Raw genomic sequence first — 17065 nt, 5'->3', positions numbered from 1 at the left:
CGGCAGCGTTGCCGGCCGCGCCATCGGTGGTGTCCGTCGGACTCGATCCATGACATGCAAGGACTAAGCGTTGATGCAAGGCAATCACTCTGGGGCGATGACACGGCGGCAACTGCTGGCGCGCATCGGCATGACCGCTGGCGGCGCGATGATGTATCAGGCGATGAGCAGCCTGGGCATGGCGGCCGAATCCGATTTCAAGGGACCGCTGCAGCTGGATGGCGACCCGAAAGGCGCCTCGGTGCTGATCCTGGGGGCGGGGCTGGCCGGCATGGCGGCGGCCTTCGAACTGCGCAAGGCGGGGTACCGCGTGCAGTTGCTGGAATACAACGACCGCCCCGGCGGGCGTAACTGGACGCTGCGCGGCGGCGACCGCTACACCGAACTCGGCGGGGCGATGCAACATTGCCAGTTCGACGACGGGCTGTACCTCAACCCCGGCCCGTGGCGCATCCCGCATCACCACAAGGCGGTGCTGGGTTACTGCAAGCAATTCGGTGTGGCCCTGGAGGCGTTCAACCAGGTCAACTACAACGCGCTGTTGCACAGCCAGCATGGCTTCGGCGGCAAACCGCAGCGCTTTCGCGCCATCGATGCCGATTACAAGGGGCACGTGTCCGAGTTGCTGGCCAAGTGCACCCAGCAGCAGGCGCTGGACACCACCGTGAGCCGCGAAGACCAGGAAGTGCTGCTGGAATCCCTGCGCACCTGGGGCGCGCTCGACCAGAAGTTCGGCTACGTCAAGGGCAAGGACAGCAGCGAGCGGCGCGGTTTTGCGCGTTATCCCGGCGGCGGCCTGTCGGGCAAGCCCGAGTTCTCCGATCCCTTCAGCGTGCAGGACGTGTTGCACTCGCGTCTGTGGACCACGCTGGCGGCCGGCAACAACTACGAAATGCAGACCACCATGTTCCAGCCGGTGGGCGGCATGGACCAGATCGGCAAGGCATTCGCGTCCCGGCTCGGCGATGCCATCACCTACAACGCCAAGGTCACCAGGATCGATCAGGATGGCAACGGTGTGCGCGTGTCCTGGCAGGACGCCGCGCACGGCGGCGAAGAACGCATCGCCAGCGCCGATTGGTGTATCTGCACGATTCCGTTGTCGGTGCTCAGCCGCATTCCGGTCACCGCCAGTGACGCGATGACCACCGCGATCGGCCAGGTGCCGTATGCGGCATCGGTGAAAGTGGGCCTGCAATTCAAGCGCCGCTTCTGGGAAGAGGACGAGGCCATCTACGGCGGCATCAGCTACACCGATCTGCCGATCACCTTGATCAGCTATCCCAGCACCAACTATCACAGCCCCGGCAAGGGCGTGCTGCTCGGTGCGTATGTGTGGGGACTGGATGCCTACCAGTTCACCTCGATGTCCCCGGAGCAGCGCGTGCGCAAGGCGGTCGAATACGGCACACAACTGCATCCGCAGTATCCGCGCGAGTTCGAGAACGGCATTTCGGTCGGCTGGCACCGCGTGCCGTTCACGCACGGCTGTTTCGGCATGTGGAGCGAGCAGGCGCGTGCCGAACACTACACGCCGCTGTGCCAGATCGACGGGCGCCTGGCGCTGGCCGGTGAACACGTCTCCTATATCCCGGCCTGGCAGGAAGGCGCGATCTTGTCCGCGCACGATGTCGTGGGCCGTCTGCATCGCAAAGTGCTGGCCGGAGGAGGTCGCGCATGAGCCTGTTATCACGGTTGGCCGCGGCCAGCTTTGTCGTTGCGATGGCTGCGTTGCTGGTGCCGCCAGGCACATACGACGCGCGGGCGCAGAGCTCCGATGCCACCCAGCTGTTTCCGCAGCAGGGCTTTGCCAAGGCATCCGGCCAGGACGTCTATCAGGCGATCTGCCAGGGCTGCCACATGCCGGGCGGGCGCGGTGCGCAGGGCGCGGGCGAATATCCCGCACTTGCCGGCAACCCGAAGCTGGCCGCCGGCCCCTACGTCACCATGATGGTGCTCGACGGCCATGCGGGCATGCCCGGCTTCGGCGCCATGCTCAACGACCGCCAGGTGGCCGAGGTGGTGAGTTATGTGCGCACGCACTTCGGCAACGATCACGCCGAGCGCGTCACCGTCGACGACGTCAAATTGCTGCGCCACTGATTCTCCCTTTCTCTCTCATGCAAGGAGTTGCCATGTTCCGTCCAGTGACCACCGTTCTCACTGCTGCCCTGCTGTGGTCTGCAGGCCTTGCCGCTGCGCATGCGGCCGACGTGGTCCGCCACAAGATACCCAACAGCGATTTCCCCATTGCTGCTGCCGTGGAGATTCCCGCCGGCAAGGCCACCGTCTACGTCAGTGGCAAGGTGCCGGCGGTGGTGGATGCCAGTGCGCCCAAGGACTCGATCGCCGCCTATGGCGACACCAAGGCGCAGACGGTGAGCGTGTTGAACCAGATCAAGCAGCAACTCGCGGCGCTCGGCCTGGGCATGGGCGATGTGGTGAAGATGCAGGTGTTTCTGGTCGGTGATCCGGCCATGGGCGGCAAGATGGATTTCAACGGTTTCATGGAAGGTTACCGCCAGTTCTTCGGCACCAAGGAGCAGCCCAATCTGCCGGCGCGCTCGGCCTTCCAGATCGCCGCGCTCGGCAATCCGTTGTATCGGGTGGAAATCGAAGTGGTCGCCGTTCGTCCTTGAATCCGTGCTGTCGTCCTGCTGGAGGTTGTCATGAAAACTGCTCTTTCGCGCCGCATGTTTCTCCGCGACTCCGCGCTGTTTGCCGGCGCCGCCGGTGCGAGTGCGCTGCCGCTGCTGGCCGGTGCCGCCGAACGCTCCGCCGCGATCGCGCCGACAGCGGCCGGTGCGTTGTCGCCGGTGATGATCGGCTCCAACGAGTTTCCCGATGGCCCGTCGGCTGCTGCGGTCAAGGCCATCGCGCAGATCGCGCCGCAAGGTGGACGCTACCTGCGCGATGTGCAGATGGAATTGATGGAGACCCTGGCCGCCGAGCTCAAGCTGCCGGTCAACCACCTGATGGCCTATGCCGGTTCCACCGAACCGCTGGACTACACGATGCTGGCGTTCACCTCGCCCAGCGCCGCGCTCGTCACCGCCGATCCCACCTACGAATCCGGTTGGCGTGCCGCCAGCCGCAATGGCGCAAAACTGATCAAGGTGCCGTTGCGCAAGGACTTTTCGCACGATGTGCAGGCGATGTGCGCCGCCGACGCCAGCCCCGGCGTGATCTACATCTGCAATCCCAACAACCCCACCGGCTCGGTCACCGCGCGCAAGGACCTGGACTATGCACTGGCGCACAAGCCCAAGGGCAGCGTGCTGGTGGTCGACGAGGCCTATATCCACTTTGCGCAGAGCACCAGCAGCGTGGTCGACATGGTTGCCGCGGGCGAAGACGTGGTGGTGCTGCGCACCTTCTCCAAACTCTATGGCATGGCCGGCATCCGCCTGGGCTACGCGGCCGCACGCCCGGACCTGCTGGCCAAGCTGATGTTCTACAGCGTCAACAGCCTGCCGGTGACCGCGGCTGCCGCAGGCCTGGCCAGCCTGCGCGATCCCGCACTGGTGCCGCAGCGGCGCGCACGTACCGCGGCCACACGCAAGGACGTGATGGCGTTTCTCGCCAAGCAGGGCTATGCCTGTACCACCTCGGAGAGCAACTGCTTCATGGTCGACGTGAAGCGGCCGGCCGCCGGCTTCAAGGACGACATGGCCACCCATGGCGTGTTCATCGGACGCAGCTGGCCGGTGTGGCCGACCTGGTCGCGGATCACCGTCGGCACCGATGCGGAGATGGCGCGCTTCAAGCAGGCCTTCGTGCAGGTGATTGCCGGCAAGCGCGGCCCGCTGCCGCTGCCGGAGGCCACGGCCGATGTGCATGATCCGATGGATGCTTTTTTCCGCTACGCATGAGGCGTTACTCTGGCAACATCGGCGCTTGCAGATGCGCTGGTGTGACCAGGCGCGCTGGGCGTCGCGCATCCCTTATTGCAGGAGTGTTCCTTTGAAAGTGTTTTCGACAGTTGCCGTGATTGGATTGGTGCTGCTGGCGCCGTCGGCATGGGCGCGCACCTGCGCGGTGACCATCACCGGCAACGACCAGATGAAGTTCGACCAGAGCGCGATCAAGCTGGCACCCGACTGCACGCAGGTGGACCTGACGCTCAAGCACTCCGGCAAGATGGCCGCCACGGTGATGGGCCACAACTGGGTGCTGACCAAGTCCGCCGACTTCCAGGCAGTGGCCAATGCCGGCGTACGCTCCACCATCGCCGACAGTTATCTGCCCAAGGCCGACGCGCGCGTGATCGCACACACCAAGGTCATCGGCGGCGGCGAGAGCACCACGGTGAGCTTTGCCACCAGCAAGTTGAGCAAGGGCGGCGACTACACCTTCTTCTGCTCGTTCCCCGGCCACTGGGCGATGATGAAGGGCACGCTGAGTTTCGGGTGAGGTATCAGCTGCCGCAGGCGCGTGGCCGCGGCAGGAGCGATAGGCGAGGGAGCTGGCACGCGGTCACGCCGCGTGCTCCAGGCAATCGTGGGCGGAGCGGACGGCAGCGCCAGCGACCGTCGTAGACGGTGCGCGGAGAACTGCGCTTAAAGGAAGGCGCGCTGTTGTGGCAGGCTCCATGTGTTGTCGTGACCGGGCCGCTTCTGGATGCCGAGATAGACCAGCTTGCCGCCGCGTGCAGGTGTCATCACCGCCTCCGGCCGCCCGAAGTGGCGTCTTGCCGCGCGTCAGCGCCGTCGCTGGCGCCCGCCACTGGAGGTCAGCCCGGCACCGTTTCCGAATTGCCTGGTGGATCGGCTGCGCGCAACAACCCGCGTTGCAAGGCCTGCGCCAGCGCGCTTTCGCGGCTGCGAGCATCCAGCTTGCGATAGAGATTCTTCAAATGGAACTTGACGGTGTTTTCCGACAGATGCAAACAACGTGCGATCTGCTTGTTGGAATACCCACGTGCCAGTTGCGCGAGCACTTCCAGCTCGCGCTCGCTGAAGATGTCGCCGGCCGGGTCTTCGTCGCCGCTGAGGCGTTCGAGCAGGGCCTGGATGGTGAGTGCGCGTGTGGTGCCGCCGACGGTATGCGGGTCGTGCTGGCGCAGCGAGCGCAGCATCGCCTTGGCCGGCAGGCCGAGTTCGACGATCGCCTGCCAGCTTTGCGTCAGTGCCACATGGTCGAGCGCGCTATACAGGTGCGGTAGCGCCGCGACCAGTTCGCCGCGTTGCTGCAGCACCAGGGCGATACGCGCGCGGGTGCGCGCGAGGTGGCACAGGTTGTCGTTGGCCAGACAGGCCTGTTCGATCTGGCCCAGGATGGTCAGCGCGGCGCTGCTGCGTCCGGCCAGCCGATGCCAGCGTGCCAGCGCAAAGCCCATCGCCGCGCGATCGCGCCAGCGGTGGGGCGATCGCAGCGTATGCGCCAATCCGGATTCGCCGCCGGTGCGTGCGATCAGCACATCGATGGCGGCATTGCCCGGATGCTCCAGCAACAGCATCAAACGCCATGCTGCAGCCAGTTCCGACAGGCGCGTCAGCTTGCGCCCGTGCGCGATCTGCTCGACGTGTTCGAGCAGCGCCAAGGCACTACGCCCGCTGTGGTCGCGCACACGCTCCAATCCCAGCGCGGTGTCGTAGGCGGCGGCCAGCACGTCCATGCCGCCGTCGTGCTGTTCCAGCAATTCCAGTGCCGGATGCAGCAGGTCGGCCGCGTCGTCGTGGTGGCCGCGTTCGTAGTGCAGTTGTGCGAGCAGGCACTGGCCGGCGGCCTCCAGCACGCGATCCAGCTGCGGGGAGCGGGCGCACCAGTGCAGGGCCTGCCGGTAACAGGCTTCGGCGTCACCGAGCTGTCCGCGATAGAAAAAACTCTGGCCCAGCGCCAGCAGCGCCTGGCCCGCGCCTGGTTCGCTGCCGCCGCGCTGCATCGCATCGCGTGCGTTCAGTGCGTAGCGTTCGGCAGTTGCAAAGGCACCCTGCGCAATGGCGGTGGTGGCACAGATGCACAGCAGCATGCCGCGGCCCAGGTGGTCGTCCTCGTCCAGCGCGGAGGCTTGCGCGGCGATCTGGGTCAGACCATGCGGATTGCCGCAGATCTCGTCGAGGCGATCGCGCAACAGCGCCACCACCACCGTGTAGTCGCGTTGCAGGGGCTCGCGCAGCGCAGCCGGAAAGTCGCGGAAGCGTTCCAGCAGCAGGCGCGCATGGCTGAATTCGCCGAGCTTCGCGTGCAGATGTGCCTGGGTGAGATTCAGCGCCGGGGTGTCGCGGATGGTGCGGTGTTCGAAATGCCGCAGCAGTGCGCGTACCGCGTGCGTGCCGTGGGTCAGCACTAGTTGCCAGGTACCGGCGCGCGCGATGTAGCTGGCGGCCAGGTCGCCGCAATCGGCACGCGATGCGTGCCGCACCGCGTCGGCCAGGTACCGATGATCGCCAAACCAGCGTGCGGCCCGTTGATGCAGTTGCGCGGCCTGGCCGGGGTGTTCGCGATCGAGCAGTTGCTGCAGGAAGTCGGCAAACAAGGGGTGATAGCGGAACCACTCGCGCTCGCCATCCATGGGCACCAGCAGGCCGTGGAAATGTTCCAGCCGCGCCAGCAACCGGCCGCTGTCGTCACGCTGACGCACCGCATCGGCCAGCGCTGCGTTGACGCGCTCCAGGGGGCTGGTCCGCAACAGTAGGTCGCGCGTGTCGGCATCCAGGTCGTTGACCACCTGCTCGGTCAGATACGCGGCGATCTGCGCGCTGCGGCCGGAGAAGCGCGCGGCCACCTCCTGTTGACGCTGCGCACCGCCTTCCAGCCACAAGCGCGCCAGATGCAGCGCCACCGGCCAGCCTTCGGTGTAGCGCAGCAATTCGTCCACGACCGGCGCCGGCACCTGGGGGCCCAGCAACGCTTGCGCTTCGGGCTCATCCAGTGCCAGCTGCGCGCTGCCGAGACGGCTGAGCTGCGCCTGCAGGTCCAGCCGCGCCAGCGGCAGTGCCGGTACGCGCCGGGTCGCCAGCAACAGGTGCAGACGTCCGCCGCCGTGTTCGACCAGGCGCAGCACCAGCTCGTCGACGATGCCGCTGCCGAGCCGGTCGTAATCGTCGAGGATCATGCTGATGCGCCGGGGCGCCGTGCGTAGCGCGCGGAGCAGCACCGTCACCGCCTCGCGCGGATCCTGGTCGCGGTTGTGCAGCACCGCCGCACACAGTGCCGGATCGGCGCCTGCGTGCTGGAGCGCCAACGCCAGGTGGCCAAGGAAGCGCGCGGCATCGGTGTCCTCTTCGTCCAGCGACAGCCAGGCCACGGCGTGGTCGCGCGCGCGCAGCTGCGCATGCCACTGCGCCAGCAGTGTGGTCTTGCCGAATCCGGGCGGCGCCAGCAGCAGGGTGAGCGGCCGGGCTTGCGCCTGATCCAGCGCCGCCAGCAAGGTGCTGCGCACCACCGCTCCGGGACGCGGCAGCGGCGGCTCCAGCTTGCTGGCGAGCAGCCAATCGGGAACAGCGGAATCGCGCGGCGGTGAGGGGCGCGGCGTGAGCAACGCAACAGGCTTGAGCATGAGGCGAGGGCGGCCCTGGCAAGCGTCGGCAGCGCGCCGGCTCGACACGCTGCAGATCGTGATGAAACAGCGGCGATGCACAGGCGTCACCGTGACCGGCGACAACGTCCATCGGCTGCTTCGAGGGTCCCCACCCATGCCCGTCCATGGACACCTTTCAGAAAGGTATGACAGCCACAAGACAAAAGCAAAGCCTGTCGCTACGCCGCCGCCTGAATGGAGCCTGCGGTGGCGCAGGGTGTGCGCCATTGCTAGGAACGGCCGGGCCCGTCTGGACGCCATCGAGCCGGCTGCAGCGCCGGCGCCGCGTCTGTTCAGCGTCGGCGCGGGCCTAAACAGGCGTCTCAGGCCCGCACCGATGCCCGGCGTCTTGCGCGGCCAGCGTCACCAGCAGCCACCGCGACGCAGGCGATGACACCTCGCCTTCAACGCACCACAAAGGTCAGCGTTGCCGGGCCCGTCGCCGGCAACGCAACGCCTGGATGCCTCAGTGCGCCACTTCCGCAAACGCCTCGCGCGCGGCGGCCAGCGTGGCATCGATCACCGCCGCATCGTGCGCGCTGGACATGAAGCCGGCCTCGTACGCCGACGGCGCCAGATACACGCCCCGCTGCAGCATCGCGTGGAAGAAACGGTTGAAGGTGGTGATGTCGCAGGCGGTGGCTTGCGCGTAGCTCTCCACGATGTCGTCGGTGAAGAACAAGCCGAACATGCCGCCGACCTGGTTGGTGGTGACGGCAACGCCGGCGGCGCGCGCGGCATCTTCCAGTCCCTCGCACAACACGCTGGTGGCCTCGCTCAGGCGGGCGTGGAAGCCCGGCTCCTGCACCAGCTCCAGCATCGCCAGGCCGGCCGCCATCGCCACCGGGTTACCCGACAAGGTGCCGGCCTGGTAGATCGGGCCAGCCGGCGCGATCTGCTCCATCAAGTCGCGCCGGCCCCCGTAGGCGCCCACCGGCATGCCGCCGCCGATGATCTTGCCGAAGGTGCTCAGGTCCGGGGTCACTCCGTAGTGCGCCTGTGCACCGCCCAGCGCGACGCGGAAACCGGTCATCACCTCGTCGAAGATCAGCAGCGCGCCGTGCCGCGTGCACAGCGTGCGCAGGTGCTGCAGGTAACCGGCCTGCGGCGGAATGCAGTTGGCGTTGCCGACCACCGGCTCGATGATCACCGCGGCCACGTCGGCGCCGATCTCGTCGAACATGGCGGTGGCGCCTTCGAAGTCGTTGAAGGAGAGGGTGGCGGTCAGCTCGCTCAGGCCGGGTGGCACGCCCGGCGAGGTCGGTACGCCCAGGGTCAGCATGCCGCTGCCGGCCTTGACCAGGAACGAGTCGCCATGGCCGTGATAACAGCCCTCGAACTTGATGATGCGGCTGCGCCCGGTGGCGCCGCGGGCCAGGCGCACCGCCGACAGCGTGGCTTCGGTACCGGAATTGACCATGCGCACCATCTCGCAGGACGGCACCAGCCGATGGATCGTCTCGGCCATGGTGACTTCGGCCGCACACGGCGCGCCGAACGACAGGCCATCGCGGATCGCGCGCTCCACCGCTTCACGCACCGCGGGGTGATTGTGGCCGGCAATCATCGGCCCCCACGAGCCCACGTAATCGATGTAGCGGTTGTCGTCCACGTCATACAGATACGGGCCATCGGCGCGTGCCACGAAGAACGGCTCGCCGCCGACCGACTTGAATGCACGCACCGGTGAGTTGACGCCGCCGGGCAGCAGCGTCTGCGCCTGGGCGAACAGGGCGTGGGAGCGGGTGTGGTTCATGCGCGCAGATCCTTGAGTGGTACCGATTGGGGGCGGCGCTGCCCGACTGCGGGCGGCGCACCCGCCATTGTCAGGCTTGCGGCCCCCGTCCGCCTACCCACCAGATGCCTGCCTACCCGTCGGAGCGCACGGGTAGGGCGATCCGGCTGCCTATGATCGAACGCAAGGGTATCGACGGTTTGGCATGAGCAAATGACCGGTGGTCATTGGTCTGCTGCGGCAGATGTTCAGAGAGTGTGATTCCGGTAGCCATTGGCGCCGTTCATTTTTGTCGCGTTGCCGACAGTTCCAGACTTGGGGAGAAAACATGAACCGTAGTATCCAGAAGCGTGCCTTGGCGTTGGCGCTGGTCGTGGCCATGGGGAGCGTCCACGCGCAGTCCACCAGCGGCAGCATCGTCGGCAGCGTGGGACAGAGCAGCGGCACCAGCGTGCTGGTGGAAAACAACAGCGGTTTCAGCCGCGAAGTGCCGGTGGATGCACGCGGCCGGTACACCGCCGGCAATCTGCCGCTGGGCACCTACAAGGTCACAGTCAAGCGCGATGGCGCGGTGGTGGAAACCCGCGAAAACGTCGCGATCACCGTCGGCGCCAACACCGACGTCTCGTTCGCTGCCGCTTCGGGGAGCGGCATGCAGACCCTGGACAGCGTCACCGTCACCGCCGCGGGCCTGACCACCATCGACGTCAGCAGCGTGGACACCCGCACCGTGGTCACCGCCGAGCAGCTGCAGCAGCTGCCCCTGGGCCGCACTGCCGAGGCAATCGCGCTGCTGGCACCGGGCGTGGTGGTCAACAGCGGCGGCTTCGACAATGGCCCGCTCGGTGGCTCGCTGCCCAGCTTCGGCGGCTCGGCCGCCAGCGAAAACGCCTATTACCTCAATGGGTTCAACACCACCACCATCAGCAACAACCTGGGTGGTCTGACCCTGCCGTACGGCGCCATCGACCAGCAGGAAATCTTCACCGGCGGCTATGGCGCGCAGTACGGCCGCGCCAATGGCGGAGTGATCAACCAGATTGGCAAGCGCGGCACCAACGAGTGGAAGTTCGGCGCCGCCGTCATCTGGGAACCCAATGGCCTGCGTGCCAACCAGCGCGATATCTACTGGCGCCCGGACAGCCAGGGCAGCACGATCAACAACGCCGCCTACCGCTATGCGCGCGCGGCCAATGGCCTGTACCAGCCGGCCAGCGAGGCCGAAGCCAACCAGACCACCTACAGCGCCTATGTCGGCGGGCCGATCATCCAGGACAAGCTGTTCTTCTTCCTGGCTGCCGAGCAGGTGGATTCGGACGGCGTACGCGTCGGCACCAATCGCGACACCGACAACGGACGCACCGGCGGCCTCACCGATTACGACTACAAGCAGAAACGCTGGTACGCCAAGGTGGACTGGAACATCACCGACAACCACCTGATCGAGGTGACCGGCGCCAGCGACGAGGCGGAGACCAACGGGTCGATCTACCGCTACGACTATGTCAATCGCCAGCGCGGCAGCTATTTCACCGACGAATCCACCTGGAAGACCGGCCCGACCTTGTTCACCGGCAAGTACACCGGCTATCTCAGCGACAACCTCACCGTGACCGCGCTGTACGGCAAGATGAAGACGCCCGACGAGCTGACGCCCTTCAACTACGACGCGGCCGGCGGCCCGGTCATCAACAGCGCCGCGCTGCAGAATCCGGCCTACACCGGCGGCACTCCGCGTATCGGCAATCAGCTGGTCACCTCGGTCAGTTCACCGGACCGCGAATACAAGAAAGACAATCAGCGCCTGAATCTGGAATGGCGCATCGGCCACCACACGCTCAACTTCGGTATCGACAACCAGAAGTCCGAAGGTATCGATGTGGGTTCGGTGCTGTCCGGCCCCGGCTTTGCGTGGACCTACGGCCAGACCAACGATCCCAATGGCGTGCGGACGGGCGGACTGGTCAGCCAGTCGGCCAACGAAGCCGGCGGCATCGGCGCGCCGAGCCCGGGCCTGGTCGATCCGGTCAATGGGTCCAGCGGCTACTACGTGGTGCGCAACATCAACACCAGCCTGTACTCCTACGAGGCCAAGCAGCGCGCCTACTACATCGAAGACAAGTGGCAGGTCACCGACAACCTGTTGTTGAGCATCGGCCTGCGCAAGGACGAGTTCACCAACTACACCCCGTTTGGCGACCCGTACATCGAAGTGGATAACGCCTGGGCGCCGCGCCTGGGCTTCAGCTGGGACGTCAACGGCGATTCCAGCCTGAAGGTGTTCGGCAACGTCGGCCGTTATTACCTTGGCCTGCCGCTGTCGGCAGTGAGCCTGTTCACCCCGGCCACCACCACCGATACCTACTTCACCTATAGCGGCATCAATGCCGATGGCACGCCGGTCCTGGCGCAGCAGCTGGGGTCGGCGGTGTCGGCCAACTCGCGCTTCGGCCGCATCGCCGATGTGCGCACTGCAGTGGTCAAGGACATCGAGGGCGAGAACCAGGACGAAGTCATCCTCGGTTTCACCAAGCAGCTGGAGACCGGCTGGGTGCTGGGCGTGCGCGGCACGCATCGCCGCCTCAATGCGGGTATCGACGATCAGAACTACGACGTCTCCAATACCGCATTGATCGCCGCCGCCGCAGCGCAGGGCGTGACCATCGATTTCTCGCAGGTTGCCGGCGCATCGCTGATCAACCCCGGCCAGACCAATACCTGGGGCGTGATCGGTACCGATGGCCAGTTCCATGAGGTATCGGTGAGCCGCGAAGCGGCGGGTTTCCCGAAGTTCAAGCGCAACTACTCGGCAGTCGAGTTCAATTTGGAACGTCCGTTTGACGGCAAGTGGTACGCCAAGGTCAACTACGTCTGGTCGCATAGCTACGGCACCACCGAAGGCCAGGTGCGTTCGGACCTGTGGCGCACCGGTGGCGCCTTGGGCAGCTATCAGGGCCAGGCCTCGGTCTCCACCACGCAGAGCTGGGACCACGCGGCGCTGATGGAACACTTCAACGGCGATCAATCCAACGATCACCGCCATCAGCTCAAGTTGTTCGGCTTCTACCAGTTCACTCCGCAATGGGGGGCGTCGGCCAACTTCAGCCTGATCTCGGGCGCACCACACAATTGCCTGGGCAACTACTACGGCGACAACTACACCGGCACCGATCCGGCCGGCTACGGTGGCAGCGCGATCACCGGCGGTCCTTACCACTACTGCTACAACCCGGAAACCGGCACCGGCGTGGCATCGCCTCCCGGCTCGCAGGGACGGCTGGGCTGGATCGCGCAGCTCGACATGGGCGTGACCTACAAGCCGGCATTCGCCGCCGGCAAGCTGGCACTGCGTTTCGACGTGTTCAACATCACCAACGAGCAGACTGCAACCAACATCTATCCGTTCTCGCAGCTGCCCGACAACACCACCAACCCGCTCTGGGACCAGGTCGTGGCCTATCAGGCACCGCGCTCGGGCCGGGTGACATTGAGCTACGACTTCTGATCGAGGCAGGTAATAAGGTTAGCGCCGGCAGCGACGCGTGATGGCACGCGTCGCTGCCTTGTTTTTGGTGTTTGGGTGCTGGCGCTCAAGCCGCTTCAGTCATCTGACGTACGACGCGCGGCAGGTGTAGAGCGGTTGATCTGCGGCTTGGCTGCAGGGCCCTTGCCCGCCCACCGTCGCGGGACACGCTGCAAGTACGTCCCTGTAAGCTCTTACGCGGCATCCATGCCGCGTAAGGTCCCGCGACGGTGGGCGGGTAAGGACCTGTCGAGATGGTCGGTGTGCGTGGTCAAGAGCGGAGCATGACGTGCGCTGGTCGTATCACGTTGCCTCAGGAAATCCCGCATCGCAGTTCCAGCGGCACGTAGGCTTTCCACAAGCGCACTCCGAGTTTCTCACTCAACGTAGGTCTCGCAACACCCAGGGTTTGCCTGACCACCGACCAATTGCCTGGTGCGGTGTCCTCACCCATTGCGGGACTCCTGGCGGCCTGGATGCCGCCACGCAGCCTCCAGAGACGAATGCACGGCGCGTCCCGCGAGCGGTGAGGGCACCGCGAACACGACGCTGCGAGTTGGCTGCACGGCCCTTGCCCGCCCACCATCGCGGGACGCGCCGCAAGTACGTCCATGTAGGCTCCGGCGCGGCATCCATGCCGCTCAGGGTCCCGCGACGGTGAGGGGGCAAGGACCAATCGAGATGGTCGGTGTGCACGGTAAGAGCGGTGCTGGATGCGCCTCGTTGGATCGTGGAGCAACGGCTTCACGTCTTAATGCATACCGCACGAGAGACAGCTTTTCACAAGAGCGCCGACCAACTGTCTGGTGCGGTGTCCTCACCGATTGCGGGACTCGTGGCGGCATGGATGCCGCCACGGAGCCTCCAGGGACGGATGCACGGCGTGTCCCGCGAGCGGTGAGGGCGCCGCGCACTCGACGCACTCGGTTTGTGACTGCATCTGATAAACGACGCTTCGACTCGAATCCCGGTTTCTTGTGTCTTCGCATGCGCGTGTCGCCGGTAACTTCTGTTATCTGTTGTCTGTTACCTGCAAGCCACGCTACCGTGCAAACCCGGCCCGATAGGCCTGTACTGCCGCGAGCGGATCCGGCGCGGCATAGACGCCGCTGACCACCGCAATCAACTCGGCGCCCGCAGCCACCAACGCGGGCACCTGCGCAGCCGCGATGCCGCCAATCGCCACCCGTGGTACTCCCAGCGCTCCAGCTTGCTGTAGCAACGCAGGCGTTGCGCGACGTGTGGTCACCTTGGTGGTGGTGGGGAAGAACGCACCGAAGGCCACGTAGCTGGCACCGGCCGCGACCGCTGCGTACGCACGTGCGATCTCGTCGTAGCACGACACTCCGATGATGGCCTGCTCGCCCAACAGCGCACGCGCCGCCGCCACCTCGCCATCGTCTTCACCCAGGTGCACGCCCTGCGCGCCCACCTGCAATGCCAGCTGCGCATCGTCGTTGATGATCAACGGTACGGCGTGCGCGGCGCAGGCCTCGTGCAGCGCACTGGCCTGCTCCAGGCGCAGCGCCGCGGTGGCCTGCTTGTTGCGGTACTGCAGCCAGGCGACAGCGGGCAGCAGCGGCAAGGTGCGCGCGATCAGGCGCGCGGTGTCGGGCTCGTCGGGTGTGATGAGGTAGACGCCGCGGGCGTTGTGCAGGTCGGGCATGGCAGCGCTTCCGGAAGCGGTGGGTGGGATGGGACAATGCAGTCCCACCGTTGCGTGACCGCGATTATCCGATGAGCGAGACATCCACGACCACCTACCGCACCTGGATGTGCGTCGTCTGCGGGTTTCTCTACCACGAGGCCGACGGCATCCCCGAAGAAGGCATCGCCCCGGGCACCGCCTGGCAGGACGTTCCCGACACCTGGACCTGCCCCGATTGCGGTGTGACCAAGGATGACTTCGAGATGGTCGAGATCGACTGAGGCGCTGCCCGTTCAGCTGGATTGGTGCGTTTTGCGCGCCACAACATCGCCTGCCTCCATTCGGGCGGGCGCTGATGACGACGCGGCAAGCTGTGGTTTCAGTGCGCGCGCGCGCGCTGACTGCTCAGCTCGACCAGGTGCTCATGCAGATTGGTCGCATCCTGCGCACCGGGATTGAGCTGCAGGTAGCGCGACAGATCGTGGCGTGCGCCGTTGCGGTGGCCCAGATGCAGATAGGCCATGCCGCGATCGCGTAACGCCTCGGGCTGGTCCGGCACCAGCTTCAGGATGCGGTCGGCGCTGCGCGCGGCGCGGTCCCAGTGCTCGGCATCGGCGTAGACGCCGTGCAGATTGCGCAGGATGCGGATCAGGATCGCACGGTGCGGCGCGGGGTCGAGGATCTGCGCCAGGGCGCGGTCGTCGGGAATCTCGCCCCCCAGATGTGGGCGCGCACGCTCGCGCAGCTCGTCCACGCCCAGCGGGCGGCCGCCGTTGAACGGATCCATGACCAGCACGCCGTCGTCCACCGGCAAACGCACCAGGAAATGCCCGGGAAACGACACGCCCGCCAGCGGAATGCCCAGCCGGCGCGCGACTTCGATCTGCACCATCGCCAGCGAGATCGGGTTGCCCAGGCGGCGTTCGAAGACCTGGTTGAGGTAGCTGTTGCGCGGGTCGTAGTACTCGTCGTGATTGCCCGAATAGCCCAGCTCGTCGAACAGATAACGATTGACCGCGGCCATCTTCAACGGCCACAGGTCGATCGCCTCCACCTCGCGGCGCAGATGCTCGACGTGGCTTTGCACCAGCGTGTCGTACAGCTCGGCGTCCAGCTGCGGATACTCGTCGCGCGCGATCAGCAGCGCGGTGGACATCAACGGCACGGCGTCGTCGTCCAGGCTGGCGAGTGCGGTCCAATGGGGAAGTGGGAGCATGTCGACCATGCTGCCAAGAGTGTCGGCAACTGGCGCGTGGTTCAAGTCCGGTACTTCCTGACAGCAAGGGCCTGCGGTGTGAGATTTACTTGAGCTTTGGGATGTCCGGGCTCAGGGTCAATGTGGCGCCGTCCTGCAGGTTGATCCTGGCGGCCTGGCCGGCGTTGAGTTCCAGCACGTAACGGGCCGGGCGCTTGCTGGGGTAGGGCGGGCAGGCGTCGCCGGCCGAGCAGGGCGGCACGTCGCGCTGCTGCGAGACCAGCCGGCGCTCATCGTCGAAATACAGGATGTCCAGCGCGATCTTGGTGTTCTTCATCCAGTACGCCAGCGGTTCCTGGCGGTCGTGGACGAACAGCATGCCGTGATCGTCCGCCATCGCATCGCGAAACATCAGGCCCTTGGCGCGATCGGCATCGTTCTGCGCCAGCTCCACCTGGTAGCGGGTACCGGCCAATTCCACCCAGCTACCGCCGCTGCTGGCGCAGCCGCCGAGCAGGATCAAGGACGCAAGGGCGAGGAGGCGAAGACGGCGCATACGGCATACCAGCGGGCGGGGATGCCGCACCATCTGCCAAGCGGCCGCGTGCGTCAAGCGGCTGTGGCGTGTTGAGCGGATCATTGCGTGCAATCAGGGCCCGCTCGCCATTACTTCGCAATGCAGGCCGGAAATGCGTGTGCGCGTGCCCGTGTGCGATCGCTCAGATCACCCGTGGCGGCTCGCCGCCGACGATCACCACATCGGCCGGGCGACGCGCGAACAGGCCCACGCAGACCACGCCGGGGATCTGGTTCACGCTGCGCTCCAGCGCCACCGGGTCGGTGATCTGCAGGTTGTGCACGTCCAGCACCACGTTGCCGTTATCGGTGACCACGCCATCGCGCCATACCGGCTGGCCGCCGGTGAGCGCCAGGATCTGCCGGGCCACCAGGCTGCGCGCCATCGGAATCACTTCCACCGGCAGCGGGAACTTGCCCAGCACCGGCACCTGCTTGCTCGGGTCGACGATGCAGATGAAGCGCTCGCTGGCCTCGGCGATGATCTTCTCGCGCGTCAACGCCGCGCCGCCGCCCTTGATCAGGCAGCGGTTCGGGTCGCACTCGTCGGCGCCATCCACATACAGCGACAGATTGCCGGTGTGGTTGAGGTCCAGCACCTCGATGCCATGGCGCCGGAGTTGCGCGCTGCTCTGCTCGGAGCTGGACACCGCACCCTTGATGCGCTGGCTGATGCGGCCCAGGGCATCGATGAAGTAGGCCACCGTCGAGCCGGTACCGACGCCGACGATCATGCCGTCTTCCACGTAATCGATCGCTTTTTCGGCGGCCAGGCGTTTTGCTTCGGACATGGGTAAGAGCTCGGGATTAGTGATTGGTGATTCGGAATTCGTCAAAGCGGTGCAACGCGGGCGGGCAATGGGCCA

13 protein-coding genes are annotated in these 17065 nt (G+C 66.0%); 7 read left to right on the top strand and 6 right to left on the bottom strand.

Features of this window, described 5'->3' with window-relative positions; translation table 11 throughout:
• Positions 1-73 precede the first annotated feature (73 nt).
• The 5 genes from EO139_RS07030 (at position 74) to azu (ending at position 4413) form a co-directional block, all read left to right on the top strand.
• Positions 74-1681: a flavin monoamine oxidase family protein gene (locus EO139_RS07030; RefSeq protein WP_164739759.1), complete on the top strand. Its 1608-nt coding sequence runs from the start codon at positions 74-76 to the stop codon at positions 1679-1681.
• Positions 1678-2103, top strand: coding sequence for a cytochrome c (locus EO139_RS07025; protein ID WP_104584058.1), 426 nt, complete (start codon positions 1678-1680; stop codon positions 2101-2103). The genes EO139_RS07030 and EO139_RS07025 overlap by 4 nt, the downstream gene beginning before the upstream one ends.
• A 32-nt stretch (positions 2104-2135) precedes the next feature.
• The gene (locus EO139_RS07020; RefSeq protein WP_119127456.1) at positions 2136-2639 is read left to right on the top strand and encodes a RidA family protein; all 504 of its coding nucleotides are present in this window, start codon (positions 2136-2138) and stop codon (positions 2637-2639) included.
• Between the two features lie 30 nt (positions 2640-2669).
• Positions 2670-3872: a pyridoxal phosphate-dependent aminotransferase gene (locus EO139_RS07015; RefSeq protein ID WP_126969888.1), complete on the top strand. Its 1203-nt coding sequence runs from the start codon at positions 2670-2672 to the stop codon at positions 3870-3872.
• 91 nt (positions 3873-3963) lie between these two features.
• Entirely contained in the window at positions 3964-4413 is a 450-nt protein-coding gene (gene azu, locus EO139_RS07010; RefSeq protein WP_126969886.1) for an azurin, read from the top strand.
• Positions 4414-4732: 319 nt separating this feature from the next.
• On the opposite strand, the gene EO139_RS07005 is transcribed toward azu, so the two are convergent.
• Both EO139_RS07005 and hemL read right to left on the bottom strand, forming a co-directional pair.
• A complete protein-coding gene (locus EO139_RS07005) occupies positions 4733-7501 on the bottom strand; it encodes a LuxR C-terminal-related transcriptional regulator (protein WP_126944425.1) in 2769 nt (922 codons plus the stop codon).
• A gap of 487 nt (positions 7502-7988) precedes the next feature.
• Positions 7989-9278, bottom strand: coding sequence for a glutamate-1-semialdehyde 2,1-aminomutase (gene hemL / locus EO139_RS07000; RefSeq protein ID WP_104584063.1), 1290 nt, complete (start codon positions 9276-9278; stop codon positions 7989-7991).
• Between the two features lie 307 nt (positions 9279-9585).
• Between hemL and EO139_RS21415 the strand changes: the two genes are divergently transcribed.
• Positions 9586-12762, top strand: a complete 3177-nt coding sequence (locus EO139_RS21415) for a TonB-dependent receptor plug domain-containing protein (protein WP_164739758.1) — start codon at positions 9586-9588, stop codon at positions 12760-12762.
• A 1060-nt stretch (positions 12763-13822) separates the two neighbouring features.
• Here EO139_RS21415 and thiE read toward each other — a convergent pair.
• Complete coding sequence (gene thiE, locus EO139_RS06970; protein ID WP_016903553.1) at positions 13823-14446, bottom strand: thiamine phosphate synthase; 624 nt, start codon at positions 14444-14446, stop codon at positions 13823-13825.
• A gap of 23 nt (positions 14447-14469) precedes the next feature.
• Between thiE and EO139_RS06965 the strand changes: the two genes are divergently transcribed.
• Positions 14470-14709 (top strand): rubredoxin, encoded by a 240-nt coding sequence (locus EO139_RS06965; protein WP_047124717.1) that lies wholly within the window; start codon positions 14470-14472, stop codon positions 14707-14709.
• Between the two features lie 98 nt (positions 14710-14807).
• On the opposite strand, the gene EO139_RS06960 is transcribed toward EO139_RS06965, so the two are convergent.
• The 3 genes from EO139_RS06960 to rpiA form a co-directional block, all read right to left on the bottom strand.
• Positions 14808-15689: a SirB1 family protein gene (locus tag EO139_RS06960; protein ID WP_104584728.1), complete on the bottom strand. Its 882-nt coding sequence runs from the start codon at positions 15687-15689 to the stop codon at positions 14808-14810.
• 40 nt (positions 15690-15729) lie between these two features.
• Positions 15730-16179, bottom strand: a complete 450-nt coding sequence (locus EO139_RS06955; RefSeq protein ID WP_026064588.1) for a DUF192 domain-containing protein — start codon at positions 16177-16179, stop codon at positions 15730-15732.
• 163 nt (positions 16180-16342) lie between these two features.
• Positions 16343-16990: a ribose-5-phosphate isomerase RpiA gene (rpiA, locus tag EO139_RS06950; RefSeq protein ID WP_126969882.1), complete on the bottom strand. Its 648-nt coding sequence runs from the start codon at positions 16988-16990 to the stop codon at positions 16343-16345.
• Positions 16991-17065: the final 75 nt, after the last annotated feature.

Source organism: Xanthomonas sp. BRIP62411 (genome assembly GCF_003993525.1).
Classification (GTDB): domain Bacteria; phylum Pseudomonadota; class Gammaproteobacteria; order Xanthomonadales; family Xanthomonadaceae; genus Xanthomonas; species Xanthomonas euroxanthea.
The sequence above is the reverse complement of the archived record's forward strand: the minus strand, read 5'-3'. Positions and strand labels throughout refer to the sequence as shown.

Excerpts from the sequence above, each read along its gene's own strand:
- EO139_RS07030 (WP_164739759.1), top strand. The coding sequence starts at position 74 with ATGCAAGGCAATCACTCTGGGGCGATGACACGGCGGCAACTGCTGGCG.
- EO139_RS07025 (WP_104584058.1), top strand. The coding sequence starts at position 1,678 with ATGAGCCTGTTATCACGGTTGGCCGCGGCCAGCTTTGTCGTTGCGATG.
- EO139_RS07020 (WP_119127456.1), top strand. The coding sequence starts at position 2,136 with ATGTTCCGTCCAGTGACCACCGTTCTCACTGCTGCCCTGCTGTGGTCT.
- EO139_RS07015 (WP_126969888.1), top strand. The coding sequence starts at position 2,670 with ATGAAAACTGCTCTTTCGCGCCGCATGTTTCTCCGCGACTCCGCGCTG.
- EO139_RS07005 (WP_126944425.1), bottom strand. The coding sequence starts at position 7,501 with ATGCTCAAGCCTGTTGCGTTGCTCACGCCGCGCCCCTCACCGCCGCGC.
- hemL (WP_104584063.1), bottom strand. The coding sequence starts at position 9,278 with ATGAACCACACCCGCTCCCACGCCCTGTTCGCCCAGGCGCAGACGCTG.
- EO139_RS21415 (WP_164739758.1), top strand. The coding sequence starts at position 9,586 with ATGAACCGTAGTATCCAGAAGCGTGCCTTGGCGTTGGCGCTGGTCGTG.
- thiE (WP_016903553.1), bottom strand. The coding sequence starts at position 14,446 with ATGCCCGACCTGCACAACGCCCGCGGCGTCTACCTCATCACACCCGAC.
- EO139_RS06955 (WP_026064588.1), bottom strand. The coding sequence starts at position 16,179 with ATGCGCCGTCTTCGCCTCCTCGCCCTTGCGTCCTTGATCCTGCTCGGC.
- rpiA (WP_126969882.1), bottom strand. The coding sequence starts at position 16,990 with ATGTCCGAAGCAAAACGCCTGGCCGCCGAAAAAGCGATCGATTACGTG.